Origin of the sequence: Mycobacterium sp., from assembly GCF_049647605.1 — a bacterium.
Classification (GTDB): Bacteria; Actinomycetota; Actinomycetes; order Mycobacteriales; family Mycobacteriaceae; genus Mycobacterium.
Genome location: NZ_JBARXZ010000158.1, coordinates 1 through 24,471, shown reverse-complemented (window position 1 = coordinate 24,471; position 24,471 = coordinate 1). Strand labels below are relative to the sequence as shown.

19 protein-coding genes, 3 pseudogenes and 1 riboswitch are annotated in these 24,471 nt (G+C 65.7%); of the genes and pseudogenes, 16 read left to right on the top strand and 6 right to left on the bottom strand.

The genetic code is table 11. The features are described 5' to 3' along the window. Together WBB07_RS20240 and manA are read left to right on the top strand one after the other, a co-directional pair. Positions 1-705, top strand: a pseudogene (locus WBB07_RS20240) (TobH protein); the annotation flags it as partial. 19 nt (positions 706-724) lie between these two features. Then, positions 725-1,951 carry a mannose-6-phosphate isomerase, class I gene (gene manA, locus WBB07_RS20235; RefSeq protein WP_526310149.1) on the top strand — a complete coding sequence of 409 codons (1,227 nt, stop codon included), beginning with the start codon at positions 725-727 and terminating at the stop codon, positions 1,949-1,951. A gap of 24 nt (positions 1,952-1,975) precedes the next feature. Here manA and WBB07_RS20230 read toward each other — a convergent pair whose 3' ends face one another. The 6 genes and pseudogenes from WBB07_RS20230 to WBB07_RS20205 form a co-directional block, all read right to left on the bottom strand. Beyond that, positions 1,976-3,793, bottom strand: a complete 1,818-nt coding sequence (locus WBB07_RS20230) for a TIM barrel protein (protein ID WP_526310148.1) — start codon at positions 3,791-3,793, stop codon at positions 1,976-1,978. Next, complete coding sequence (locus WBB07_RS20225) at positions 3,790-4,548, bottom strand: ABC transporter ATP-binding protein (protein ID WP_526310147.1); 759 nt, start codon at positions 4,546-4,548, stop codon at positions 3,790-3,792. Before WBB07_RS20225 ends, WBB07_RS20230 begins: the two co-directional genes overlap by 4 nt. After that, positions 4,541-5,515, bottom strand: coding sequence for a FecCD family ABC transporter permease (locus WBB07_RS20220; RefSeq protein ID WP_526310146.1), 975 nt, complete (start codon positions 5,513-5,515; stop codon positions 4,541-4,543). The genes WBB07_RS20225 and WBB07_RS20220 overlap by 8 nt, the downstream gene beginning before the upstream one ends. Before the next feature lie 103 nt (positions 5,516-5,618). After that, positions 5,619-6,767 (bottom strand): ABC transporter substrate-binding protein, encoded by a 1,149-nt coding sequence (locus tag WBB07_RS20215; protein WP_526310145.1) that lies wholly within the window; start codon positions 6,765-6,767, stop codon positions 5,619-5,621. Positions 6,768-6,802: 35 nt separating this feature from the next. Next, positions 6,803-6,986: riboswitch (cobalamin riboswitch) on the bottom strand. Positions 6,987-6,993: 7 nt separating this feature from the next. Further along, positions 6,994-7,149, bottom strand: a pseudogene (locus WBB07_RS20210) (oxidoreductase); the annotation flags it as partial. Positions 7,150-7,464: 315 nt separating this feature from the next. Next, a pseudogene (locus tag WBB07_RS20205) lies at positions 7,465-7,584 on the bottom strand (hypothetical protein); the annotation flags it as partial. A gap of 35 nt (positions 7,585-7,619) precedes the next feature. On the opposite strand from WBB07_RS20205, the gene WBB07_RS20200 reads away from it, so the two are divergent. The 14 genes from WBB07_RS20200 to secA form a co-directional block, all read left to right on the top strand. After that, positions 7,620-9,092 (top strand): amino acid permease, encoded by a 1,473-nt coding sequence (locus WBB07_RS20200; protein ID WP_526310144.1) that lies wholly within the window; start codon positions 7,620-7,622, stop codon positions 9,090-9,092. A 757-nt stretch (positions 9,093-9,849) separates the two neighbouring features. Further along, on the top strand, positions 9,850-11,058 hold the full coding sequence (locus tag WBB07_RS20195; RefSeq protein WP_526310151.1) for an alkane 1-monooxygenase: 1,209 nt from the start codon (positions 9,850-9,852) through the stop codon (positions 11,056-11,058). Continuing rightward, on the top strand, positions 11,058-11,231 hold the full coding sequence (locus WBB07_RS20190; protein WP_526310143.1) for a rubredoxin: 174 nt from the start codon (positions 11,058-11,060) through the stop codon (positions 11,229-11,231). The genes WBB07_RS20195 and WBB07_RS20190 overlap by 1 nt, the downstream gene beginning before the upstream one ends. Further along, a complete protein-coding gene (locus tag WBB07_RS20185) occupies positions 11,228-11,413 on the top strand; it encodes a rubredoxin (RefSeq protein WP_526310142.1) in 186 nt (61 codons plus the stop codon). Before WBB07_RS20190 ends, WBB07_RS20185 begins: the two co-directional genes overlap by 4 nt. A 13-nt stretch (positions 11,414-11,426) precedes the next feature. Then, positions 11,427-12,095: a TetR family transcriptional regulator AlkX gene (alkX, locus tag WBB07_RS20180; protein WP_526310141.1), complete on the top strand. Its 669-nt coding sequence runs from the start codon at positions 11,427-11,429 to the stop codon at positions 12,093-12,095. Between the two features lie 119 nt (positions 12,096-12,214). After that, on the top strand, positions 12,215-13,681 hold the full coding sequence (ahcY, locus tag WBB07_RS20175; RefSeq protein ID WP_526310140.1) for an adenosylhomocysteinase: 1,467 nt from the start codon (positions 12,215-12,217) through the stop codon (positions 13,679-13,681). 153 nt (positions 13,682-13,834) lie between these two features. Beyond that, positions 13,835-15,148, top strand: coding sequence for a lipase family protein (locus tag WBB07_RS20170; protein ID WP_526310139.1), 1,314 nt, complete (start codon positions 13,835-13,837; stop codon positions 15,146-15,148). An 18-nt stretch (positions 15,149-15,166) separates the two neighbouring features. Next, positions 15,167-15,802: a dTMP kinase gene (locus WBB07_RS20165; RefSeq protein ID WP_526310138.1), complete on the top strand. Its 636-nt coding sequence runs from the start codon at positions 15,167-15,169 to the stop codon at positions 15,800-15,802. Positions 15,803-15,952: 150 nt separating this feature from the next. Further along, a complete protein-coding gene (gene mtrA / locus WBB07_RS20160; RefSeq protein WP_526310137.1) occupies positions 15,953-16,639 on the top strand; it encodes a two-component system response regulator MtrA in 687 nt (228 codons plus the stop codon). 31 nt (positions 16,640-16,670) lie between these two features. Then, positions 16,671-18,332 (top strand): MtrAB system histidine kinase MtrB, encoded by a 1,662-nt coding sequence (mtrB, locus tag WBB07_RS20155; RefSeq protein WP_526310136.1) that lies wholly within the window; start codon positions 16,671-16,673, stop codon positions 18,330-18,332. Positions 18,333-18,337: 5 nt separating this feature from the next. Further along, positions 18,338-20,089: an MtrAB system accessory lipoprotein LpqB gene (gene lpqB / locus WBB07_RS20150; protein ID WP_526310150.1), complete on the top strand. Its 1,752-nt coding sequence runs from the start codon at positions 18,338-18,340 to the stop codon at positions 20,087-20,089. 66 nt (positions 20,090-20,155) lie between these two features. Then, a complete protein-coding gene (locus WBB07_RS20145; protein ID WP_526310135.1) occupies positions 20,156-20,794 on the top strand; it encodes a ComF family protein in 639 nt (212 codons plus the stop codon). Between the two features lie 309 nt (positions 20,795-21,103). Then, positions 21,104-21,769 (top strand): ribosome hibernation-promoting factor, HPF/YfiA family, encoded by a 666-nt coding sequence (hpf, locus tag WBB07_RS20140; protein WP_526310134.1) that lies wholly within the window; start codon positions 21,104-21,106, stop codon positions 21,767-21,769. A 155-nt stretch (positions 21,770-21,924) separates the two neighbouring features. Beyond that, a partial coding sequence (secA, locus tag WBB07_RS20135) for a preprotein translocase subunit SecA (protein WP_526310133.1) occupies positions 21,925-24,471 on the top strand: 2,547 nt, incomplete at its 3' end.

Sequence of the window (24,471 nt, the reverse complement as noted above, 5' to 3'; positions counted from 1 at the left end):
CCGTACGAGGGGCCGCTGCGGGAGGCCACTGCCGGCCGGGTGGCCGTGCTCGAGCCCCGGCTGTGGGTGCGGCCCGAATTTGCGTTGTGCCGCTACCTGGCAGTGGGGATCGCGGTGCTACAGGCAGTCGAGAGCGCAGCGGCGGGGATGCGCACCGATCTGGCCACACTTGCCGATGTGCTGGACGCGGAAGCGTTGCGCAACAGTGCCGCCCGCGACGTCGTCACCAATGCTGCAAAGTCCCTGGCGGACCGGATGACAGGGCGCGGCGTGGTGTTCACCGGTGACAACGCGGCCACGCTGGCGTTGGCTCGACATCTGTCGATCGTCCTGCTGCGGGTGGCACACCAGAGCGCTGCCGCGACCGGGCTGGCCGACGCGATGGCGGCACTCGCCGACGGAATGGGCGTCGGAATGGGCTCTGCGTCAAGCGGTTTCGACGCACTGTTCCACGATGAAGAACTCGACGGACCGCTCCCGGAGCGGCCGCGCGTGCTGGCGCTGACGCTGGCGGGTGAGCGCCAGCTGGTCGGCGCGCGGGTGGCGAACATGACCGATATCGATCTCGTGGGCACCGAGGACGTGCCGGACGGAGCGGGGCTGGTGGCCACGCCGGTGGAAACCGGGCGGCCCGAGCAGCAATTGGCTGTTCTTGCCGTCCGTGTGGAAATGGCCGCGGTGTACATGAGACTCGCTCGGGGATGACAGGGGGGACAACAGGATCATGGAGTTGATGCGCGGAGCGATACGCACCTATGCATGGGGTTCGCGAACCTCGATCGCCGATTTCACCCGTCGTGAGGTACCGACAGATCACCCCGAGGCCGAACTGTGGTTCGGGGCGCACCCCGGCGACCCCGCATTCCTGACCACCGCCTCAGGGGAGTTGTCACTGCTGGATGTGGTGCGCAACGACCCCGAAGGACAGTTGGGGCCGACGGTGCGATCCCAGTTCGGTGACGCACTACCGTTCCTGGTCAAGGTTCTCGCGGCCGACGAACCGCTGTCGTTGCAGGCACATCCGAGTTCGGCCCAAGCCGTCGAGGGCTACGCCCGGGAGGAGCGGGCAGGCGTTCCGCTGAACTCGCCGGTGCGCAACTACCGCGACCGCAGCCACAAGCCGGAACTACTGGTGGCACTGGAGGATTTCGACGCCCTAGCCGGATTCCGCCCGGTGACGCGCACCGTGGACTTCCTGCACGCCCTGGCGGTGTCGGATCTGGATCCCTACGTCGCGTTGCTCACCGGGCAACCGGACGGCGACGGTCTCCGGGCGCTGTTCACCACTTGGATCACTGCGCCGCAGCCGGCCCTCGATGTGCTGGTGCCGGCGGTGCTCGACGGTGCGATCAACTATCTGCGCTCGGATGCAACGGAATTCGAAGGCGAAGCCAAGGCCGCTCTGGAACTGGGGGAGCGGTATCCCGGCGACGCCGGTGTGCTGGCGTCGCTGCTGCTCAACTTCGTGCACCTCGAGGTCGGGCAGGCGCTCTACCTGCCGGCCGGCAATCTGCACAGCTACCTGCGGGGCGTGGGCGTCGAGGTGATGGCCAACTCCGACAATGTGTTGCGTGGAGGGCTAACCCCCAAACACGTCGACGTCCCGGAGTTGATGCGGGTCCTGGACTTCACCCCGGCCAGCCCGGAAGCGCTGAGCCCGCCAACCGACCAGGACGGGTTCGAGCTGACGTTCCGCACACCGGCAAGCGAATTTGCGGTGTCGGTGCTGGAGCTCGACGGCGCGGATCTGGGGCACGAAGTCGACGCACCGTGTTCCCACGAAGGCCCGCAGATCCTGCTCTGCGCCGAGGGTTCGACGGTGGTGCGCGCCAAATCGGACACGTTGACCCTGGAACGGGGTGCGGCGGCCTGGGTATCGGCCGACGACGGTCCCATCCGGCTGGTCGCCGACGCCCCGACTCGATTGTTCCGCGCGACCGCCGGGGTGTAAGGCCACCGTCGTGGGGTCGCGTGGTCAACCGAGCGAGATCGGCTCGCCGAGACGCGCGCAGTACCGCCCGATTTCCCCGGCGGTGCGGTCACATCCGACCAACACCGGTTCTGGTCCCAGATCGTGGAGTTCAGCCGTCATGGTGCGACTCTGACCGGTGTGCGGGTCGACGATGGTCAGCACGTGCTCGACATCGGTCACCGACTCGATCGCCAGACCGTGGCCCACCCAGTCCCAGCCGTACCGGAGCAGGAGTTCGCGCTCGAGGGTCTGGTGCCCCGCACTGCGCAATCGCGCCCAGCCACGGTACTGACCCAACAGTTCGTCGGGTGTGCCGGTCCGGTGGAGAATGTGGTCGGCCCGCTCGGGGGTGAGATTGCCCCAGACGCGGGCTTCCGGAAGGTCGATGAGCGTCGGTGCGAACCGGTGGCCGCCGAAGCTGCTGATTCGCCATACCCGCACTCCGTCCTTGCCGCCGTTGGCATCTCGCAGTTCCCGATAGAAGGGATAGCCGTAGGTGCCGCAGTACGCGTCGACCGAGGCATGCGTGCAGACAGCCAGATCGCGGTGGTGCGCCGCGACCCGGTACTGCTCCCAGGGCAGCAGTGCGCTGGGGCCGTCGCCGAACAGCGCGTCCACCAGCGCCGCTGCGTGTCGGACCGGGACATGGTGTTCGACGCGCGTGAGGTCGGTCGCGGTGCCGGTAGCTCCGTCGAATCGGATGATCCGCATCAGTCCGGGTGTCGAGTACTCCGGATCTGGCGCTGCGGCAAATGTTTTCATGGTCAATCCGCGCCCCTCGATGCGGCGGGTCGCTGTTCGCAGTGCAGCCCGTAAGGGTGCCGGTACTCGGTCGGTCTCCCATACCGGGGTCCCCATCCCGGGGGGCCACGGCAGCGGTAATTCCAGCATCAGGTAGCAATCGAAAGGCTTGGCGGACCCGATCGGGTCCGCTTTGGTATCCCGGGCCACCATCGAGCAACTTCGCAGCGAGGTAGAGGCGCGTTGCGGCTCTGCCCGCTTGGGGACCAAGCCGGCGATGGCGTCGGACAGATTACGGCGGGCTCGACTGGCCTCAGAGACCAGCCCGTCGACCGTGCCCAGCTTGGTGACGCTCTCGACGGCGCTGGGACCCGTGAAGCCGTGCTCTCGCAACGTGCGGTAGAGCGCGACGAAATCCACGATCCCGTCTCCGGGGGTGATGGGTGGCGGCATCCCCTCGGCGCGCGCCCTACCCGACCCGCGGGCCGGATGATCCCGGGCTCCGACTGCGGCGATGAACGGCGCGATCTCGGCGAGACCGCGTTCGGGCGGCTGGCCGCCGTAGTGCACCAGGTTGCCCGGATCCCAGCAGGCTCGAAAGCCATGGTGGCCGACCCGCTGGACGAGGGCAAGGGTGTCCGCGGCCGTACGTGTCAGCCCACCATGAGGTTTGACCGCGATGGTCACACCGTTGGCGGCGGCATACGGCGCGGCGGCCGCCATGAGGCGCAGATACTGCTCACTGTGCTCCAACTCGGGACAACCCATGTCGACAAGCGTCGGGACTTCCAGACGTACGCAGTGATCAATCTGTCGCCGCAATTCCGCCAGGGTGACGTCAGCGTCATCGGCGAGATCCGCGGCGTGGCTGAGTATCAGCAGGTCGAGGCCGTGGTCGCGGATGAGTGCGCCGACGTCACGAACGCGGGCGACGGGAGTGTTCGGGGTGACGACGGCGGTGACGCCGTGTACGGGCAGTGCCACGGCGTCGAAGCCCGCTGTCCGGATGCCGTCAAGGGCTCGCTCGAGCGAGAACTGTGCCCAGGGGCGGACCGTGCAGGCGATGCGGGTGGGTGTCATGGTGTCAGCTCCTGGTCGTATCGGGTCACGATGGTGCGCCGGGGCAGGTCGTCGTCGCCTTCGAGGGTCAAGGTGTAGGCGCGAACTCCGTACAGCCGGGATACCGCGGTGTCGGTGAGAACCGTTTCGACGGGGCCGACGTCGTAGTCCGAACTCCCGTGCAACAGCATCGCGGTGTCGGCGATCTCCAGAGCGTGGTCCGGATGGTGAGTTGTCAGCACAACGCAGCGGCCCTCGTCGGCCAGGCCGCGCAGCAGATGCAGAACTCGGCCCTGATTGTTCAGATCCAGTGCCGAAGTGGGTTCGTCGAGGACCAGGACCGGACTCTCGGCGGCGATGGCCCGTGCGATCAGCACCAGTTGCCGCTCCCCACCGCTGAGGGTGGGGTAGTCGCGTCCGGCAAGTGCGGCGACACCCACACGTGCGAGGGCTCGATGGGCCTCGTCGTGGTCCCGGCGTCCCGGGGTGGCCAGCGGCCGCAGATGGCGGACGCGACCCATCAGCACCATGTCCAGAACCGTGTAGGCGAATGTGGACCGATGGCTCTGAGGGACAAAACCGACTGTGCCGACGGCGATCGTGCGACCCTCGGTCGGCACTTCGAGACCGACCACGCAGCGAAGCAGCGTGGTCTTGCCGCGTCCGTTGGGTCCCAGAACGGTGAGGATCTCGCCTGCCGACAAGCGGCAGGAAACGTTGCGGAACAACCAGTTCCGTCTGTCATGGGTGAAGCCCAGGTTGTCCAACTCAAGCATCGGACCACATCCGCTGGCGGCTGCGGTGCAGCAGGAGCAGGAAGACCGGCGCACCGATCACGGCGGTCAGCACTCCCAACGGCATCTCGGCCACGCTCACCGCACGGGTGATCGTGTCGATGACGGTCAGATACGCGGCACCCAGTCCGAGGGTGACCGGGATCAGTACCCGGTGATCTGGCCCCACCCAGAGCCGGGCCAGATGAGGTACCACCAGGCCCACCCATCCGATGACCCCGCTCACCGCCACTGCGCCGGCGACGATGGCGGCAACCGCGGTCAGCAGCACCCAGCGCAGCCGGCCGGGTTTCAGGCCCAGCGCCGTTGCGTCGTCGTCACCCAACGACAACACGTTGATACGCCAGCGCAGCGCGTAGATGACGGCCCCGCCGACGAGCACCGGTACCGCGGCCACTGCCACCTTCGTATAGGTGGCGGTGGCGAGACTGCCGAGCAGCCAGTACACCAGTGATTGCAGTTCGCCATACGGATCGGCGAGGTAGGTCAGCAGTGCGACCAACGCGGCGAAGAACGCCCCGATCACGATGCCGGTGAGCACAATGGTCAGCGGTGGGGCCGGACCTCGGACCCGGCTCAGCAAGAACACCGCTACCAGTGCGGCCATCCCCATGGTGAAGGACCCGAAAATCAGTGCAGCCGTGCCTAATCCGAGGACAATGGCCATCGCGCCACCAAACGATGCCCCGGACGAGATGCCAAGTATCTGCGGGCTGACGATCGGGTTGCCGAAGACGGCCTGCAGTGCCGCACCAGAGGCGGCCAGTCCCGCGCCGACGAGCATTGCCAGCAGGACTCGTGGCAGCCGAACTTCGATGACCACGGCTTGCTCGGTGGCCGTCCAGGTGGGTTCCAACGGCACCACCTGTGCGAGCAGGATCTGGACGACCTGAACTGGCCCGACGGAGTACCGGCCCACCGCCAGCGCGGCGAGGGCGATGACAGCCACCCCCAAGGGGACGATGAAGAGTGCGCTGCTGTGGCGCCAGCTGTCTACCCGGGGGTGAGGATACCGGCGACCGACAGGCCCGGCGGGTGGCTGGTCGGCAGACTCACGCGCCGAAGTTGTCATAGTCCGACGAAGCCGCGTTGGCCGATGTCTGCAGAATGACGTCGAGTTGGCCGTCGTCGGGTTCGGAGGCGTAGAGGAACGCATACTGGCGGGATATCTCGGAACGCAGGCCGGGTGCTTTGGTGCCGTGCACGATACCGGCCAGCCAGCTCCACATCAGCGGAGATTCCTGGCTCGGCGGATCCCAGCGATACCCGCCGAGCGGTACTTTGTACACACGTCGATCGCGAACCGCGCGTAGCTGATTCAATGCGGGGTCGGCGTAGACATCAGCGGGAATCATGGGTCCGAAGTTGCCCAGCAGCAAGATGTCCGGATCCCAGGCCAACAGCTGCTCGGTGTCGATGGTGGCCTGCTCGGCATCCAGGTCGGCCGCCGGGTTGCGTCCGCCCACGAGTTCGGTGACAAAGTGGTTGTAGGAGGCACCGCCGCCGGCCAGCAGACTGTCCGCGGCACCCCTCAGATACAACACCGAGGGTGCGGCGTCGCTGCTGACGGGGGGCTCGGCGCGCAGTCTCCGCAGCTGATCGTGCATGTCGTCGACAATGGACTGGGACCGGTCCTGCTTGCCGAGCAGGTTGCCGTAGAGAAGGATCGCGGCTTCCAGATCCTGCTGGGTGCCGTAGGTGAGCCCGGCGACGGTGAGTCCGGCATTGCGTAACGGGTCCATGATCCCGGCACCCCGGTCTGCCCACTGGATGACCAGGTCCGGGTCGAGAGCCAACACGCTCTCGACATTGGGCGCGAACTCCGCACCCGCGACGTCGGTCGGGACGTCGAGCAGTTGTGGCCAGGCCTGCCCGAGGAATCCACCTTCGATCGCCGTGCGCGAGGCAGAGTTCATCCCGACGAGCGCGTCCGGCCCACCGTTGACCGCGACGATCATGGAGGCCGCGGGCAGCGGGATCGTCACCACCCTTCTGGCCGGGCCGGGTAGCTCGATCGGCGTGCCGGCAAGGTCGGTTGCCGTCAGTCCTGCTCCGGCGCTGACACTTTCGGTCCGACCGCAGCCGGCGATCAACGGGAGTGCGGCGAGCGCCAGTCCGCCTCCGATCAACTGTCGACGCGTCAGGTGGTGTCGAGCAGCCGACGGGGAGTGTGATGAGTTCAGTGCGAGGGTCGCCGCCACGATTGTTCTGCCTCCTGGGGGTGTCCACGCCCCGTTGGTTCGTGTCCGCGACGGACCAGTTCCTGACTCCCGGTCGGCTACACGGTCCAGAACTGGACGACCACCAGCACTGCGGTCTCGCGTGCGCTTCCCGGTCACAGTGGCGGGACCGTGCCGGATTTGCACCGGCTTCCAGGGTTCCGTCGCGTGGGTTGCTGCGCCTACGCTAGCGCATCGCGGAAGTCGCTCAGTGTGGCGTCGCCCCGCGCCGGTGCCGAACCCGCATCGTCATGTTGTGCTGTACGGCGCGGCCGACCAGTCTGGCAGAGGCCACCAGGTAGAGACTGCCGAGTAGGCTGAAGCGACGCAGAAACCATTCGGCCAGAACCGGATCCGTCTCCGAACGGGATGATCCCGGCGGGTCCTTCGGGGGATGCGCGCCTGTGCAGTGGAGCAATCGATCCCGACGTCCACCGTCTCCTCCGGCGGCGCGGGAAATCCCCACTGGCGCAGCCACACCGGTGGCCGGGTGTCGCGCCCCGAGGCGTCGACCCCCCAGATCAGCGGGGATGCTGGTGATTTCGGGACCCACTCGGACGCCCGTCACCGCCCACGCTCGGGGTCGAAGCGGCATCCACCAAGCCGACCAGCAGGCCGGGGAACCTGCGGTACCGCGCCGGTTCTGCGGGCCGTCGGGCAGCAGGTCGCGCTCGAGGATCGTCACGCGGCCGTAGTGCTCCGACAGCACCCGCGCGGCGCACAATCCGGCGATGCCGGCGCCGATGACTTTGTTGTGTTCTTCCGTCTGCCTCTTTGACACCCAATGGAATGGGTACATTGCCGGGATCGGATCGATCGGAAGGCAATCAGCGAATGACGGATAAGTGGCGCACCAAATCGGTCGAACAGTCCATCGCCGATACCGACGAACCCGGTACCCGGCTCCGCAAGGATCTGAACTGGTGGGATTTGACCGTCTTTGGCGTGTCGGTCGTCATCGGCGCGGGCATCTTCACCATCACCGCGTCCACCGCCGGAAACCTGACTGGTCCGGCGATCTCCATCTCGTTTGTCATCGCCGCGATCGCCTGCGGACTGGCGGCATTGTGCTACGCCGAATTCGCCTCCACAGTGCCCGTCGCCGGCAGCGCCTATACATTCTCGTACGCGACATTCGGTGAATTTGTCGCGTGGATCATCGGCTGGGACCTGATCCTCGAATTTGCCGTCGCCGCCGCGGTTGTCGCCAAGGGCTGGTCGAGTTATCTCGGCACGGTGTTCGGTTTTGGAGGTGCGGTCTCCGAGGTCGGCGGCTTTTCGCTCGATTGGGGCGCCCTGCTGATCGTTGCGTTTGTCACCTTTCTGCTGGCGCGGGGGACCAAGCTGTCGGCAAGTGTGAGCCTGGTGGTGACCATCGTGAAAGTCGCGGTGGTCCTTCTGGTGGTGATCGTCGGCGCCTTCTACATCAACGTCGCCAACTACTCCCCGTTCATCCCGCCGGCCGAGGCCGGTCACGGCGGCTCGGGCACGGAGCAGTCACTGTTCTCGTTGTTGACCGGCGCGGAGGGCAGCGCCTACGGCTGGTACGGCCTGCTCGCCGGCGCGTCGATCGTGTTCTTCGCGTTCATCGGCTTCGACATCGTGGCCACCACCGCTGAGGAGACCAAGAATCCGCAACGAGACGTGCCACGCGGCATCCTGGGGTCCCTGGCCATCGTCACCGTGTTGTACGTCGCCGTCACGGTGGTGCTCTCGGGCATGGTCTCCTACACGGTGTTGCGCGATGCGGGTCCGGGAGCCAACCTGGCGACCGCCTTCGAGGCCAACGGCGTGAACTGGGCGGCGACCATCATCTCCATCGGTGCGCTGGCCGGCCTGACGACGGTGGTGATCGTGTTGATGCTGGGGCAGACCCGCGTGCTGTTTGCGATGTCGCGTGACGGGCTGCTTCCCCGTCCGCTGGCCAAGACCGGAGAACGCGGGACCCCGGTGCGGATCACGTTGATCGTCGGTGCGCTCGTGGCCGTCGCCGCCTCGGTGTTCCCCATCGGAAAACTCGAAGAGATGGTCAACATCGGCACGCTGTTTGCCTTTGCGCTGGTGGCGGCGGGTGTGATCGTGCTGCGTAGGACCAGGCCCGATCTCAAGCGCGGGTTCCGGACGCCACTGGTGCCGCTGTTGCCCATCCTCGCGATCATCGCCTGTATCTGGCTGATGCTGAATCTCACCGGCCTCACCTGGATTCGATTCCTCACCTGGATGGCGATCGGCGTGGTCGTCTACTTCCTGTACGGTCGGCGGCATTCGGTGCTGGCCGAGCGTCTTTCTGCCCGATCTGTCGACTGAGCGGTACCCATACCGTCGTCGGGTGCCGGTTCCAAGTCTCGAGAGCTTCGGTGCGACGTTCACCAACCGCGTCGGGGGAGGCACTGCTCGGGCTCTCTGGCGTGAGTGGCGCGTTCGGGTGCGTCACTGGCCGAGGGCTTTCAGGACTTACGTAAGTGCCTGCTGATCGACGGAGGCTCCGAAGAAGCTCTGGTCGGTTTGCTCGACCACACGGATCGCGCGGACTGCGAGCTCGGCACCTGCCGACGTCATGTCGATCACCCTGGCTCGCGAGTCAGTGGGATTGATCGTTCGCTTCACCAGGCCCTTCTCGGCAAGCGTTCGGATGACCTGTGATACATCGCTGCCAGCTCAGCGTCGCGCGACACAGCGGCAGGCCAGGGCTTTCCCCGTACCGTGCACCGATACGTGATCCGAGTGCCCGCCCCAAGCGGCTCGAGTTCGTGCCTCACCCGCACCGTCACGCCGGCGTCCGGAACCACGGTGATGTCCTCGAAACCGCGCCCGTCTTCGCCGCAGCCCAACCGGAACGGCAACTCGGTCTCGTCTGGGAAGACCATCACCCCAGTGGTGCCGGCCTGAAACGGCCCGTCGAGGCGAATGTCGGCAACGTCGTCATTCCACTGCGACGCCCTGTCAGCTCCGCTGTGGTTTACAAAACATGCTTCTGTGTCTAGACATGGGACAAAGACGCCCCTATAGTCAAGTCATTGAGGTGACGACTTTCACATGGAGGTGACTTGCTGTGACTGCACAGATGGACGCCGCGCAGACCCCGGACATCGCAGAATGGCGCGACAAGAAGCGCTATCTCTGGCTGATGGGGCTGATCGCGCCGACCGCATTGTTTGTGATGATGCCGATCGTCTGGGCCTTCAACCAGGCCGGCTGGCACGCTGCGGCGCAGGTGCCGTTCTGGATCGGCCCGATCCTGGTGTACGTCCTCCTGCCGGTGCTGGACCGATTTTTTGGGCCTGACGGGCAGAACCCGCCGGACGAGGTGATGGAGCGACTGGAGAACGACAAGTACTACCGGTACTGCACCTACATCTATCTTCCGTTCCAGTACGCCAGCGTGGTCGTCGGCGCCTATCTGTTCACCGCGCCGGATCTGAGCTGGCTCGGGTTCGACGGTGGGCTGGGCTGGCCGGCCAAGATCGGTCTGGCCCTGTCCGTCGGGGTCTTGGGCGGTATCGCCATCAACACCGCTCACGAAATGGGGCACAAGAAGGACTCGCTGGAACGCTGGCTGTCCAAGATCGCTTTGGCCCAGACCTGGTACGGCCACTTCTACATCGAGCACAACCGCGGCCATCACGTGCGCGTGGCGACCCCCGAGGATCCGGCGTCAGCGCGCTTCGGCGAGACCTTCTGGGAGTTCCTGCCGCGCAGCGTCTGGGGCAGCCTGCGGTCGTCGTGGGAGCTCGAGGCCCAGCGTCTGGAGCGGGCCGGCAAGCCGGTGTGGCATCCCTCCAACGACGTGCTCAACGCATGGGCGATGTCGCTGGTGTTCTGGGCGGTGCTGCTGGCGGTCTTCGGCCCCGCACTGTTGCCGTTCATGGCAATCCAGGCGGTTTACGGTTTTGCGCTGCTGGAGACGGTCAACTATCTCGAGCACTACGGACTGCTGCGGCAGAAGAAGGCCAGTGGCCGCTACGAGCGGTGCACCCCCGAGCACAGCTGGAACTCCGATCACATCGTGACGAACCTGTTCCTGTACCACCTGCAGCGTCACAGTGACCACCACGCCAATCCGACCCGGCGATACCAGACGCTGCGCAGCATGGACGGTGCTCCGAACCTGCCGAGCGGTTACGCGTCGATGATCGGACTCACCTACTTCCCGCCGCTGTGGCGAAAGGTGATGGACCACCGGGTGCTGGCGCACTACGACGGTGACATCACCCGCGTCAACATCCATCCGCGGGTCCGTGACAAGGTGCTGGCCCGCTACGGGGCGTCCTGATGTCCAGCTATCGGTGCCCAGGGTGTGACTACACCTACGACGAGGTCAAAGGTGAGCCACGCGAAGGCTTTCCGGCGGGGACGGGCTGGGGCGAGGTGCCCGACGACTGGACCTGCCCGGACTGCGCGGTGCGCGAGAAAGTCGATTTCGAACCGATGGGAGTGATGAAGTGACCGACCCGTACAAGTTGTTCGTGTGTGTGCAGTGTGGCTTCGAGTACGACGAAGAGTTGGGCTGGCCGGAGGACGGGATCGCCCCCGGCACCCGGTGGGACGACATCCCCGAGGACTGGAGTTGCCCGGACTGCGGCGCCGCCAAGTCCGACTTCGAGATGATCGAAGTCGCCCGTCCGTGAGTACCCGCTCAGGTTGACGCCAGCGACAGTTGGTGCCAGTGTCGCCCCTGTGGCACGACGGCGCAGTGAGGGTAAAGCTGTCCGCGTTCCGTACGCGGAGGCCTCACGGGTGCTCCTGCGGGACCTCGTGCTCGACGCGATGCGAGATCTGCTGGTCGCCAAGGACTGGTCCTCGATCACCCTGTCGGATGTCGCCAAGACCGCCGGTATCAGCCGTCAGACCATCTACAACGAGTTCGGCTCCCGACAGGGGCTGGCCCAGGGCTACGCGCTGCGATTGGCCGATCGCCTGGTCGATGCGGTGGAAGAGGCGATCGAGGGCAACGTCGGCGACATCTCCGCGGCGTTCCAGCAAGGATTCCGGGCATTCTTCCTGGAGTCCGCCGCCGACCCGTTGGTGATCTCGCTGCTCACCGGGGTGGCGAAGCCGGATCTGCTGCAGATCATCACCACCGACAGCGCCCCGATCATCTCGCGATCGTCGTCCCGGCTCACCGAGTCGTTCATGCACAGCTGGGTGCAGGCCTCCGAGGAGGACGCCGGTGTGCTGGCCCGGGCCATCGTGCGACTGGCGATGAGTTACGTGTCCATGCCGCCGGAAGCCGACCACGATGTGGCCTCTGACTTGGCCCGTCTGATGACACCGTTCGCCGAGCGGTACGGTGTCATCGACACTTCGTAGCCGGCAGAGCGCATCATCCGCCTGTCCCGCGAGCCCGCAGGCTGCGGGTGTCTGCCGACCGGGCACGTCCAGGTGCGCTGACGAGGCGACTAAACGAACAATTCAAAGGGGCTCTACACATGACTGCACCGACCCTGACCGCCGATCGCCGTAACGGCATCGACTACAAGGTCGCCGATCTGTCTCTGGCAGAGTTCGGCCGCAAGGAAATCCGTCTGGCCGAGCACGAGATGCCCGGCCTGATGGCGCTGCGTCGCGAGTACGCCGACGTCGCGCCACTGAAAGGGGCCCGGATCTCGGGCTCACTGCACATGACCGTTCAGACCGCCGTGCTGATCGAGACGCTGGTCGCGCTCGGCGCTGAGGTGCGCTGGGCGTCCTGCAACATCTTCTCCACCCAGGACCACGCTGCCGCGGCCGTTGTCGTCGGACCGTACGGCACCGTCGAGGAGCCCCAGGGCACCCCGGTCTTCGCCTGGAAGGGCGAGACCCTCGAGGAATACTGGTGGGCCGCCGAGCAGATGCTCACCTGGGAGGGTGAGCCGGCGAACATGATCCTCGACGACGGCGGCGACGCCACCATGCTGGTGCTACGTGGCGCCCAGTGGGAAAAAGCCGGCGTGGTGCCACCCGCCGAAGAGGACGATTCCGCGGAGTGGAAGGTCTTCTTGGAGCTGGTGCGTCAGGGCTTCGAGAAGGACAAGACCAAGTGGACCAAGATCGCTGAGTCGGTCAAGGGTGTCACCGAGGAAACCACCACCGGCGTGCTGCGCCTGTACCAGTTTGCCGCCGCCGGCGAGCTGTCGTTCCCGGCCATCAACGTCAACGACTCGGTCACCAAGAGCAAGTTCGACAACAAGTACGGCACCCGGCACTCCCTGATCGACGGCATCAACCGCGGCACCGACGTGCTGATCGGCGGCAAGAAGGTGCTGATCTGCGGTTACGGCGATGTGGGCAAGGGTTGCGCGGAGTCGCTGGCCGGCCAGGGTGCCCGCGTGCAGGTCACCGAGATCGACCCGATCAATGCGCTGCAGGCGCTGATGGACGGGTTCGACGTGGTGACCGTCGAAGAGGGCATCGGAAGTGCCGACATCGTCGTCACCTCGACGGGCAACAAGGACATCATCACCCTCGAGCACATGAAGGCGATGAAGGACAAGGCCATCCTGGGCAACATCGGACACTTCGACAACGAGATCGACATGGCGGCCCTGGAGCGTTCGGGTGCCACGCGGATCAACATCAAGCCGCAGGTCGACGAGTGGGTGTTCGGCGAGGACGGCAAGTCGATCATCGTGTTGTCCGAGGGTCGGTTGCTGAACCTGGGCAATGCGACGGGTCACCCGTCGTTCGTGATGAGCAACAGCTTCTCCAACCAGGTGATCGCCCAGATCGAGCTGTGGACCAAGAACGACGAGTACGACAACGAGGTCTACCGACTGGCCAAGCACTTGGACGAGAAGGTGGCCCGCATTCACGTCGAGGCACTCGGCGGCACGCTGACCAAGCTCACCAAGGACCAGGCCGAGTACATCGGCGTGGACGTCGAGGGCCCGTACAAGCCGGAGCACTACCGCTACTGAGCCCTCACCTCTGGCTCGCGAGCAGACACAAAATCGCCCTTTTCCCTCGGGAAAAGGGCGATTTTGCGTCTGCTCGGCATATGACAGTCGGCCGTCGATCCGTAAACTTCGAGATCCGCAGTCAAATGTCGGCTCGTTTGCTACCCTCCGGCAATGCATCGCGTCTGGGTGGCCGTGATCGTCTGCCTGTTCGAGATCGTAAATTGTTGTTCGACAATCAATTTCGCCGCCACCGCCGGTGCGGATGACGATCATCCGTACTGGAACGAGAGTCACTACACCGCGTTCTACACGCCGCCGGATCCGTTGCCGCCAGGTGCTCCCGGTGATCTCATCCGGACCGAGCCGTCCCGGCTGGTGCTCGAGCCATCCGGGCAATTGGGCGCCATCATGGCCACCGGCACCCGGATCATGTACCGCAGCACCGACGCCCGCGGAAACCCCAATGCCGTCACCGGGACCTACTTCGAACCCGTCAACGCCTGGCCCGGGGGCGGACCCCGCCCGCTGATCGTCTACGGACCCGGCACGCAGGGTCAGGGCGATCAATGCGCGCCGTCGCGCCTGTTCAACCAGGGAATTCACTGGTCGCCGTACCTGGACTTCGCCTTCAACTACGAGGAACTGTTCGTTGCGACGATGGTGGCGCGCGGTTTCGCCATCGTGATGACGGACTATGAAGGACTCGGCACTCCCGGAGTCCACACCTACGTCAACCGCATCTCGCAGGGCAACGCGATGCTCGACGCCGGGCGAGCCGCCATGCTGCTGCCGGGCACGTCGCTGGATCCCCGTGGGCCACTGGCATTCTGGGGCTACTCCCAAGGTGGTGGTGCGGCCGCTTCGGCTGCCGAACTCGCGTCGGTCTACGCACCCGAGCTGCGTGTTGTCGGAGCATTCGCCGGCGCTCCACCTGCCGACCTCGCCGCGTTGTTCCCGTTCGCCGACGGCAGCGCCTTGGTGGGCGTGGTGGGCTACGCCATCAACGCGGTGATGGCCACCTACCCGGAGGCCGAGCCGGCGATCCGGTCGACGCTCACCCCGCGCGGCACCGACATGCTGGCCAAGGTGGCAGATCAGTGCATCGCCGAGACCATCGCCAAGTTCACCTTCCGCCACCTGCAGCCCTACTTCAACGCCCCGATCGAGCAACTGGTCCAGAAGGAGCCCTTCAAAGGGCTGCTGGATCTGCAGAAACTCGGCCGCTACCGGCCCAGCGCGCCGGTACTGATCAACAGCAATCGTTTCGATCCGCTGGTGCCGTACGCGCCGGCAGCACAGCTGGGCCGGGATTGGTGCGCACTGGGCGCCGACGTCGACTTCCGCACCAACGAGCAGCCGCCGTTCCTGAACAAAGCGGCCGTCAACCATGCGCTGCCGATGCTGGTCGACGGTGAGCCGGCGATGCAGTGGATTGCGGCACGGTTCAACGGTGAGCCAACCTCTCCGAACTGCGGGTCCTACTGATTCCGTTAGTCTCGAGCCGTGCTCATCGCGATCGAAGGCGTAGACGGCGCCGGCAAGCGCACGCTGTCGCTGGCCCTGCAGGACGCGTTTGCGGCTGCCGGTAAATCCGTGACGACATTGGCATTTCCGCGATACGGCCAATCGGTGACCGCCGATGTCGCCGCCGAGGCGCTGCACGGTGACCACGGCGATCTGGCGGAGTCGGTCTATGCGATGGCCATGTTGTTTGCGCTGGACCGCGCAGGTGCGATCGACGAGCTGACCCGGCTGCGGGCCGAGCATGACGTGGTGATCCTCGACCGTTATGTGGCCTCCAATGCCGCCTACAGTGCGGCGCGGCTGCATCAGGGGGCCACCGGTGAGGTCGTCGACTGGGTGTACCGGCTGGAATACCAACGCCTGCGGCTGCCCAGCGTGGATTATCAACTCCTACTCGATGTTCCGATCGAGCTTGCGGGACAGCGGGCGCGGCGCCGTGCAGAGGAGGACCCGGGCCGGGCGCGGGACTCCTATGAGCGCGACAACGGCCTGCAGCTGCGCACCGGTGCCGTTTATGCCGAGCTGGCGGCGGCGGATTGGGGCGGACGCTGGCTGATCGCCGATGCCGATGCCGATCCGGCCGCGGTTGCCGCCGAGGTCGCCGCCGGGCGTTAGGTGCCGGGCCGGCCACAGCGGAACGGCTTGGCAGGACCACGTTGCGCAAGCATCCGGGGGCTGGTCCAGGGGCCGCCGATGTGACCTTCGCGGATGTCGACATGAATTTGCGCGTGTGGTACCCGAGTTTTGTCGCGATCGGGTGACACCATGGACACCATGAGGCAAAGGATCCTGGTCGTTGATGACGATGCATCGCTGGCCGAAATGCTCACCATCGTGCTGCGCGGGGAAGGATTCGACACTGCGGTCATCGGTGATGGCACGCAGGCGCTGACGGCGGTGCGGGAATTGCGGCCCGACCTGGTTCTTCTCGATCTGATGCTGCCCGGGATGAACGGTATCGACGTGTGCCGCGTGCTGCGCGCCGACTCCGGTGTGCCGATCGTGATGCTGACCGCCAAGACCGACACCGTCGACGTTGTGCTGGGTCTGGAATCCGGCGCCGACGACTACGTGATGAAGCCGTTCAAGCCCAAGGAGCTGGTGGCGCGGGTCCGGGCCCGGCTGCGGCGCAACGACGACGAGCCGGCGGAGATGCTCTCCATCGCCGATGTCGACATCGATGTCCCCGCCCACAAGGTCACCCGCAACGGTGAGCAGATTTCGCTCACTCCGTTGGAGTTCGACCTGCTGGTGGCTTTGGCGCGGAAACCCAGGCAGGTGTTTACTCGAGATGTGCTGCTGGAACAGGTGTGGGGTTACCGGCACCCGGCGGATACCAGGTTGGTGAACGTGCACGTCCAGCGACTGCGCGCCAAGGTGGAGAAGGACCCGGAGAACCCTCAGGTGGTGCTGACCGTTCGAGGGGTGGGTTACAAGGCCGGACCGCCGTGATCGATCGCTGCTACGAGGAGGAGCCGGCTACATGATCCTCCGCTCGAAGCAGCGCACCCGCGGACGCTGGGGCCGCACCGGCCCGCTGCTGAGTGGACTGAGTGCGCTGAGTCGAGCTGTGGGTGTGGCGTGGCGCCGGTCGCTGCAGTTGCGCGTGGTGGTCCTGACCCTGGGGCTGTCGCTGGCGGTGATCATGGTGCTGGGTTTTGTGTTGACCAGCCAGATCACCGACCGGGTTCTGGATGTGAAGGTGCGCGCGGCCACCGAGGAGATCGAGCGGGCCCGCACCACCGTCAGCGGCATCGTCGGCGGCGAGGAGACCCGGTCGTTGGGCAGCAGCCTGCAGCTTGCGCGTAACACCTTGACGTCGAAATCGGATCCCGCGGCGGGGTCGGCGTTGGCCGGCGCCTTCGATGCGGTGCTTGTGGTGCCCGGCGATGGGCCGCGCGCAGCCACGTCGGCCGGTCCGATCGACCAGATCCCCGAAGCGCTGCGCGAGTTCGTCAAGGCCGGCCAGGTCAGTTATCAGTACGCGACAGTGCAGACCGACGGTTTCTCTGGTCCGGCGCTGATCATCGGCAGCCCGACCTCATCGCGGGTCACCAATCTCGAGCTCTACCTGATCTTCCCGCTGTCCAGCGAGGAGAGCACCATCTCGCTGGTGCGGGGGACGATGGCCACCGGCGGCGTGGTCCTGCTGTTGCTGCTGGCCGGTATCGCGGTGCTGGTTTCGCGGCAGGTGGTGTTGCCGGTGCGGTCGGCCTCGCGGATCGCCGAGCGGTTCGCCGAGGGGCACCTGACCGAACGAATGCCGGTGCGTGGTGAGGATGACATGGCTCGGCTGGCGGTGTCGTTCAACGACATGGCCGAAAGCCTGAGCCGACAGATCACCCAACTCGAGGAGTTCGGTAACCTGCAGCGCCGGTTCACCTCCGATGTCAGCCACGAACTGCGCACGCCGTTGACCACCGTGCGGATGGCCGCCGACCTGATTCATGACCACAGCGAGGACCTGGATCCGGCGCTGCGCCGTTCGACGGAGCTGATGGTCAACGAGCTCGACCGGTTCGAGTCCTTGCTCAACGATTTGCTCGAGATCTCGCGGCATGATGCCGGTGTGGCCGAATTGTCGGTCGAGGCAGTGGATTTGCGTTCGACGGTGAACAGCGCGCTGGGCAATGTCGGGCATCTCGCCGACGACGCGGGAATCGAGTTGATGGTGGACATGCCGGCCGACGGGGTGATCGCCGAGGTCGACGCGCGGCGGGTGGAACGGATCCTGCGAAACCTGATAGCGAACGCGATCGACCATGCCGAACGTAAGCCGGTGCGAATCAGGATGGCCGCCGACGAGGACACGGTGGCGGTGACCGTCCGCGATTACGGGGTGGGGCTGCGCCCCGGTGAGGAAAAGTTGGTGTTCAGCCGTTTCTGGCGGTCGGATCCCTCGCGGGTACGCCGCTCCGGAGGTACCGGTCTGGGCCTGGCGATCAGCATCGAGGACGCCCGGCTGCACCAGGGCCGGTTGGAGGCTTGGGGGGAGCCGGGCCAGGGCGCCTGTTTCCGGCTCACGTTGCCGCTGGTCCGGGGGCACAAGGTCACCACCAGCCCGTTGCCGCTGAAACCTGTTGCGCCCGAACGGCGGGACCCTCAGCGCTCGTGGCCGCGTGATCGGGCAGAGGAAAGCGTGTGAAGCGCATCGCCGCCGCGCTGACCTGTGCGGCTCTGATCGTCGCCGGCTGCGCCGGCGTTCCGAACTCGTCGGCCCCGCAGGCGATCGGCACCGTTGAGCGGTCCGCACCTTCGAGCCTGCCCAAACCGACTCCGGGCATGGAGCCCGATCTGCTGCTCCGCGAGTTCCTCAAGGCCACGGCCGATCCCGCGAACCGACATCTGGCGGCTCGCCAGTTCCTCACCGAATCGGCCTCCAAATCCTGGGATGACGCCGGTAGCGCCTTGCTGATCGACCGGGTGGTGTTTGTCGAAACTCGCGGCGCGGACAAGGTTTCGGTGACGATGCAGGCCGACATCCTCGGGTCGCTGTCCGATATCGGGGTGTTCGAGACCGCCGAAGGTGCGTTGCCTGATCCCGGTCCCATCGAACTGGTCAAAACCGCCGACGGCTGGCGGATCGATCGGCTGCCCAACGGAGTGTTTCTGGATTGGCAGCAGTTCCAGGCCACCTACAAGCGTCACACGCTCTACTTCGTCGATCCCACCGGGACCACGATGGTGCCCGACCCGCGCTACGTGGCGGTATCGGATGCCGATCAGTTGGCGACCGAGCTGCTCACCAAGGTGATCTCCGGTCCCCGGCCGGAGATGGCCAACACCGTGCGTAACATGCTGGCCGAACCGCTCCGGCTGCGTGGCCCGGTGACCAGGGCCGACGGCGGTAAGACCGGTATCGGCCGCGGATACGGAGGTTCGCGGATCGAGCTGGAGAGCCTGTCCACCACCGATCCGCACAGCAGGCAACTCCTTGCCGCGCAGATCATCTGGACGCTGGCGCGCGCCGATATCAAGGGCCCTTACGTCATCGACATCGATGGTGCCGCGCTCGACGAGCGGTTCGCCGACGGCTGGAACACCTCCGATGTGGCCGCCAGCGATCCTGGTGCGGCCGACGGCGCCGCAGCGGGGTTGCATGCGCTGATCGGCGGATCCCTGCATTTCCTGGACGGGCAGCGATCCGAACGTGTCCCGGGGACCTTCGGGCAGATGCCGGATCAGCGGGCCGCCTCCCTGTCCCGCGAGGGACATCAGGTCGCCTCGGTGGTGATGGTGCGTGCCGGGGCACCCGACATGGAGTCCTCGTTGTGGATCGGCACCCTGGGGCGGGAGGCGCAGCGAGTTGCCGAGGCTCGCAACCTGTCTCGACCCACCTGGGCTCTGGACCAGGCGGTGTGGGTGGTGGTCGACGGCAACATCGTATTGCGGGTGATCCGGGAGGCGGCCTCCGGCGAACCGGCGCAGATACCGGTCGATGCGACGTCGGTGTCGGTGAAGTTCCCCGGCGCGATCTCCGAGCTGCAGCTCTCCCGCGATGGCACACGGGCGGCGATGGTCATCAACGGCCAGGTGATTCTCGCCGGTGTGGATCAACTGCCGACAGGTGAATTCGCCCTGACCTATCCGCGGCGGCTGGGCTTTGGTCTCGGTAGATCCGTGGTCTCGCTGTCGTGGCGGACGGGCGACGACATCGTGGTGAGCCGCAACGACGATGCGCACCCGGTGTCATTCGTCAATCTCGACGGCGTGAACTCCGACGGTCCGACCCAGGATCTGAAAACACCGGTGGGCACCGTTGCGGCCAGCCCGTCGAGTGTCTACGTGGCTGATCCCAGCGGCGTCATCCAGCTGTCGGCTTCTGGTGCGGAGAACCAGCTGGTGTGGATCGGTGTGCAGCCGATGCTGGTGCCCGGGGCGGTGCCGGTGCTTCCGGGCTGAGTCGGCCCCCGGCGCAGGTGTGCCCACCGGCGGCGCATTGTCACCCCCTGCCATCACACTGCAGCCATGCTCGATCTCGTCCTGCCGCTGGAGTGCGGCGGCTGCGGTGCGCCCATGACACGGTGGTGCGCCACGTGTGCGGCGGCGCTGACTGTCGGGGTCGATGAACCGCACGTGATCAACCCACGGCTCGATCCCGGAGTCCCGGTCTTTGTCCTCGGTCGGCACGCCGGCGCCCGCAGGCGCGCGATCGTCGCTCTCAAAGAACGTGGCCGGGCAGACCTGATCACACCGCTGGCCCGTCCGTTGGCCATCGGGATCCACCGGCTGCTCACCTGGGGAGTGTTGGACGTCCCACTGACCCTGGTGCCCGCACCCACCCGTCGCATCGCGGCGCGCCGCCGCGGCGGGGACCCCGTGACCCGGCTGGCGACGGCGGCGGTCGCGGCCCATCCAAAGATTTCGGTTACGTCGGCATTGCGTCTGAAAAACTCGGCCAAAGACTCGGTGGGCTTGAGCAGTGGCGACCGGCAGCACAATCTGGCCGGACGCGTCCACCTCATTTCCAGCAACATCCCGAGTGACGCCGATGTGGTTGTTATCGACGACATCGTCACCACCGGTGCCACTGCGTGCGAATCGGTGCGGGTATTGGCCGAGGCCGGAATCCGGGTGGCCGGTGTGCTCGCACTGGCGCATGCCTGACGCGGTGCAGTTTCACAACGGACATTGGTCCCGGTAACGAGGGTCGAAAGAACTGGCAACAGGTGCGAGAAAAGGGTGGCACGTTTGGGTGAACTGGGACTACCTTCGGGGACACGAGCTGTGAGACATCGCAGCCGGCTTCGAAAGGGCCAGCGGCCCGCGAAGCCCACTTCGCCCGAAGCGGTAGGAGGTGATATCCGATCCCTAGCGCCGACGGGCGTGCGAATCCGCTCAACCCCTCGGCGAATGAGTATCCACACGCCAGACACGTGCTCGCGTATGACGTAGAGGAGAAACGAGTTGTCAAGCATGACAAGCCAATCCGCCCAGATGCTAGCCGATCCCGACGACCAGACAACCCCGGAGCCGAACGCCGAGGTGGTTGTGAAGGGACGTAATGTCGAGATTCCGGACCACTTCCGGCTTCATGTAGCCGAGAAGTTGGCGCGGTTGGAGCGCTTCGACCGGACCATCTACATGTTCGACGTCGAACTCGATCACGAGAAGAACCGCCGACAACGCAAGAGCTGCCAACACGTCGAGATCACCGCTCGCGGCCGCGGGCCCGTCGTCCGCGGGGAGGCATGCGCCGACACTTTCTACGGAGCGCTCGAAGCGGCCATCCACAAGCTCGAGGAGCGACTGCGACGCGGCAAGGACCGCCGCAAGATCCACTACGGCGACAAGACGCCGGTGTCGGTGGCTGAAGCCACCGCCTTTCTCCAAGAGATGGAGGCACCGAGAGCGGGCCGCGGCGAGGCTGAGGCAGCCATCGCCGCCGCCGACGATCACGTCCCCGGTCGGATCGTGCGCACCAAGGAGCACCCCCACCAGCCGATGACCGTTGACGACGCGCTCTACGAGATGGAACTCGTCGGACACGACTTCTTCCTGTTCCACGACAAAGAGACCGACAAGCCCACCGTGGTGTACCGCAGGCACGCCTACGACTACGGGTTGATCCGGCTCTCCTGAACCCTGACAGCAACCACACGTGGGCGGGATCTCGGTCGAGATTCCGCCCACGTTCTGTTGTCGGCGGCGCGACTCGCCGCAGCGACATCAGGGCTCACAGTGCAGTCACCTACGATGGACTGCGCTAAGACTCCGATCCTGTAGGGGATATATCAGTGCTGGATAAGCTGCTGCGCCTCGGTGAAGGTCGTATGGTCAAACGCCTCAAAGGTGTGGCCAACTACGTCAACACCCTCTCCGACGACGTCGAAAAGCTCTCGGACGCGGAGTTGCGCGCCAAGACCGACGAGTTCAAGAAGCGGATCGACGGTGGCGAAAGCCTCGACGACCTGCTCCCCGAGGCCTTCGCGGTCGCGCGCGAATCGGCCTGGCGGGTGCTGTCGCAGCGCCCGTTCGACGTCCAGCTGATGGGCGGGGCGGCGCTGCACTTCGGCAACGTCGCGGAGATGCGGACCGGTGAGGGCAAGACGCTCACCTGTGTGCTTCCGGCCTACCTCAACGCGCTGTCGGGCAAAGGCGTGCACGTCGTCACCGTCAACGACTACCTGGCCAAACGTGACGCCGAGTGGATGGGTCGGGTGCACCGGTTCCTCGGTCTCGACGTCGGCGTCATCCTGTCCGGGCTCACCCCGGACGAACGTCGGGCCGCCTACGCCGCTGACATCACCTACGGCACCAACAACGAGTTCGGTTTCGACTACCTCCGCGACAACATGGCGCACTCGGTCACCGACATGGTGCAGCGCGGCCACAACTTCGCGGTTGTCGACGAGGTGGACTCGATTCTGATCGACGAGGCCCGTACCCCGCTGATCATCTCGGGCCCGGCCGACGGAGCATCGAACTGGTACAGCGAGTTCGCACGGCTGGCGCCGCTGATGGAGAAGGACACCCATTACGAGGTGGACCTGCGTAAGCGCACCGTCGGCGTGCACGAGGTCGGTGTCGAGTTCGTCGAGGACCAGCTCGGTATCGACAATCTCTACGAGTCGGCGAACTCCACGCTGATCAGCCATCTGAACAACGCGCTCAAAGCCAAAGAGCTGTTCACCCGTGACAAGGACTACATCGTACGCAACGGTGAGGTCATCATCGTCGACGAGTTCACCGGCCGTGTGCTGGTGGGCCGCCGCTACAACGAAGGCATGCACCAGGCCATCGAGGCCAAGGAACGTGTCGAGATCAAGGCCGAGAACCAGACGCTGGCCACGATCACCCTGCAGAACTACTTCCGGCTCTACGACAAGCTGTCCGGAATGACGGGTACCGCACAGACGGAAGCCGCCGAGCTGCACGAGATCTACAAACTCGGCGTGGTCACGATCCCGACCAACCGGGCAATGGTGCGTCAGGACCAGACCGACCTGATCTACAAGACCGAGGAAGCCAAGTACATCGCCGTCGTCGACGATGTGGCCGAGCGCTTCGAGAAGGGCCAACCGGTCCTGATCGGCACCACCAGTGTGGAGCGGTCGGAGTACCTGTCGCGGCAGTTCACCAAGCGCAAGGTGCCGCACAACGTCCTCAACGCCAAGTACCACGAGCAAGAGGCGAACATCATCGCCGAGGCCGGTCGACTGGGCGCCATCACGGTGGCCACCAACATGGCGGGCCGCGGTACCGACATCGTGCTCGGTGGCAACGTCGACTTCCTGGCCGACAAACGTCTGCGGGAACAGGGCCTCGACCCGGTGGAGACCCCGGAGGAGTACGAAGCCGCCTGGGACGAGACGCTCACCAAGATCAAGGACGAGGCCGACGCCGAAGCCAAGGATGTGCGCGCCGTGGGCGGCCTGTACGTGCTGGGCACCGAGCGCCACGAGTCACGCCGTATCGACAACCAGCTGCGCGGTCGCGCCGGCCGTCAGGGTGATCCCGGGGAGTCCCGGTTCTACCTGTCGCTCGGTGACGAATTGATGCGGCGCTTCAACGGCGCCACCCTGGAGTCGCTGCTGACCCGGCTGAATCTGCCCGAGGATGTGCCGATCGAGGCGAAGATGGTCACCCGTGCCATCAAGAGTGCACAGACGCAGGTCGAGCAGCAGAACTTCGAGGTCCGCAAGAACGTCCTCAAGTACGACGAGGTGATGAATCAGCAGCGCAAGGTCATCTATGCCGAGCGCAAGATGGTGCTCGAAGGTGAAAGCCTGCAGGACCAGGCGCACCAGATGCTCGTCGATGTGGTGACCGCCTACGTCAACGGTGCCACAGCTGAGGGCTACTCGGAGGACTGGGACCTGGAGAAGCTGTGGGAGGCGCTCAAGTCCCTGTACCCGGTCAGCATCGATCACCACGATCTGATCGATTCCGATGCCGTGGGCGAGCCCGGTGAGCTGACCCGCGAAGAACTGCTCGACGCGCTGGTGGCCGACGCGGAGAAGGCGTACGCAGTACGGGAAGCCGAACTCGAAGAGATCGCCGGCGAAGGAGCGATGCGCCAGCTCGAGCGCAACGTGCTGCTCAACGTCCTGGACCGCAAGTGGCGTGAACATCTCTACGAGATGGACTACCTGCGGGAGGGCATCGGTCTGCGCGCCATGGCGCAGCGTGACCCGGTGGTCGAGTACCAGCGCGAGGGCTACGACATGTTCCGCGGCATGCTCGACGCGCTCAAGGAAGAGTCGGTCGGGCTGCTGTTCAACGTGCAGGTGGAGGCGGCGCCGTCCGCCCCGGCGGTCGCCACGCAGGCCGCTCCTGAAGGT

Excerpts from the sequence above, each read along its gene's own strand:
- WBB07_RS20225 (WP_526310147.1), bottom strand. The coding sequence starts at position 4,548 with ATGCTTGAGTTGGACAACCTGGGCTTCACCCATGACAGACGGAACTGG.
- manA (WP_526310149.1), top strand. The coding sequence starts at position 725 with ATGGAGTTGATGCGCGGAGCGATACGCACCTATGCATGGGGTTCGCGA.
- ahcY (WP_526310140.1), top strand. The coding sequence starts at position 12,215 with ATGACTGCACCGACCCTGACCGCCGATCGCCGTAACGGCATCGACTAC.
- WBB07_RS20195 (WP_526310151.1), top strand. The coding sequence starts at position 9,850 with ATGGACGCCGCGCAGACCCCGGACATCGCAGAATGGCGCGACAAGAAG.
- WBB07_RS20190 (WP_526310143.1), top strand. The coding sequence starts at position 11,058 with ATGTCCAGCTATCGGTGCCCAGGGTGTGACTACACCTACGACGAGGTC.
- WBB07_RS20230 (WP_526310148.1), bottom strand. The coding sequence starts at position 3,793 with ATGACACCCACCCGCATCGCCTGCACGGTCCGCCCCTGGGCACAGTTC.
- mtrB (WP_526310136.1), top strand. The coding sequence starts at position 16,671 with ATGATCCTCCGCTCGAAGCAGCGCACCCGCGGACGCTGGGGCCGCACC.
- WBB07_RS20170 (WP_526310139.1), top strand. The coding sequence starts at position 13,835 with ATGCATCGCGTCTGGGTGGCCGTGATCGTCTGCCTGTTCGAGATCGTA.
- WBB07_RS20145 (WP_526310135.1), top strand. The coding sequence starts at position 20,156 with ATGCTCGATCTCGTCCTGCCGCTGGAGTGCGGCGGCTGCGGTGCGCCC.
- mtrA (WP_526310137.1), top strand. The coding sequence starts at position 15,953 with ATGGACACCATGAGGCAAAGGATCCTGGTCGTTGATGACGATGCATCG.
- WBB07_RS20200 (WP_526310144.1), top strand. The coding sequence starts at position 7,620 with ATGACGGATAAGTGGCGCACCAAATCGGTCGAACAGTCCATCGCCGAT.
- hpf (WP_526310134.1), top strand. The coding sequence starts at position 21,104 with ATGACAAGCCAATCCGCCCAGATGCTAGCCGATCCCGACGACCAGACA.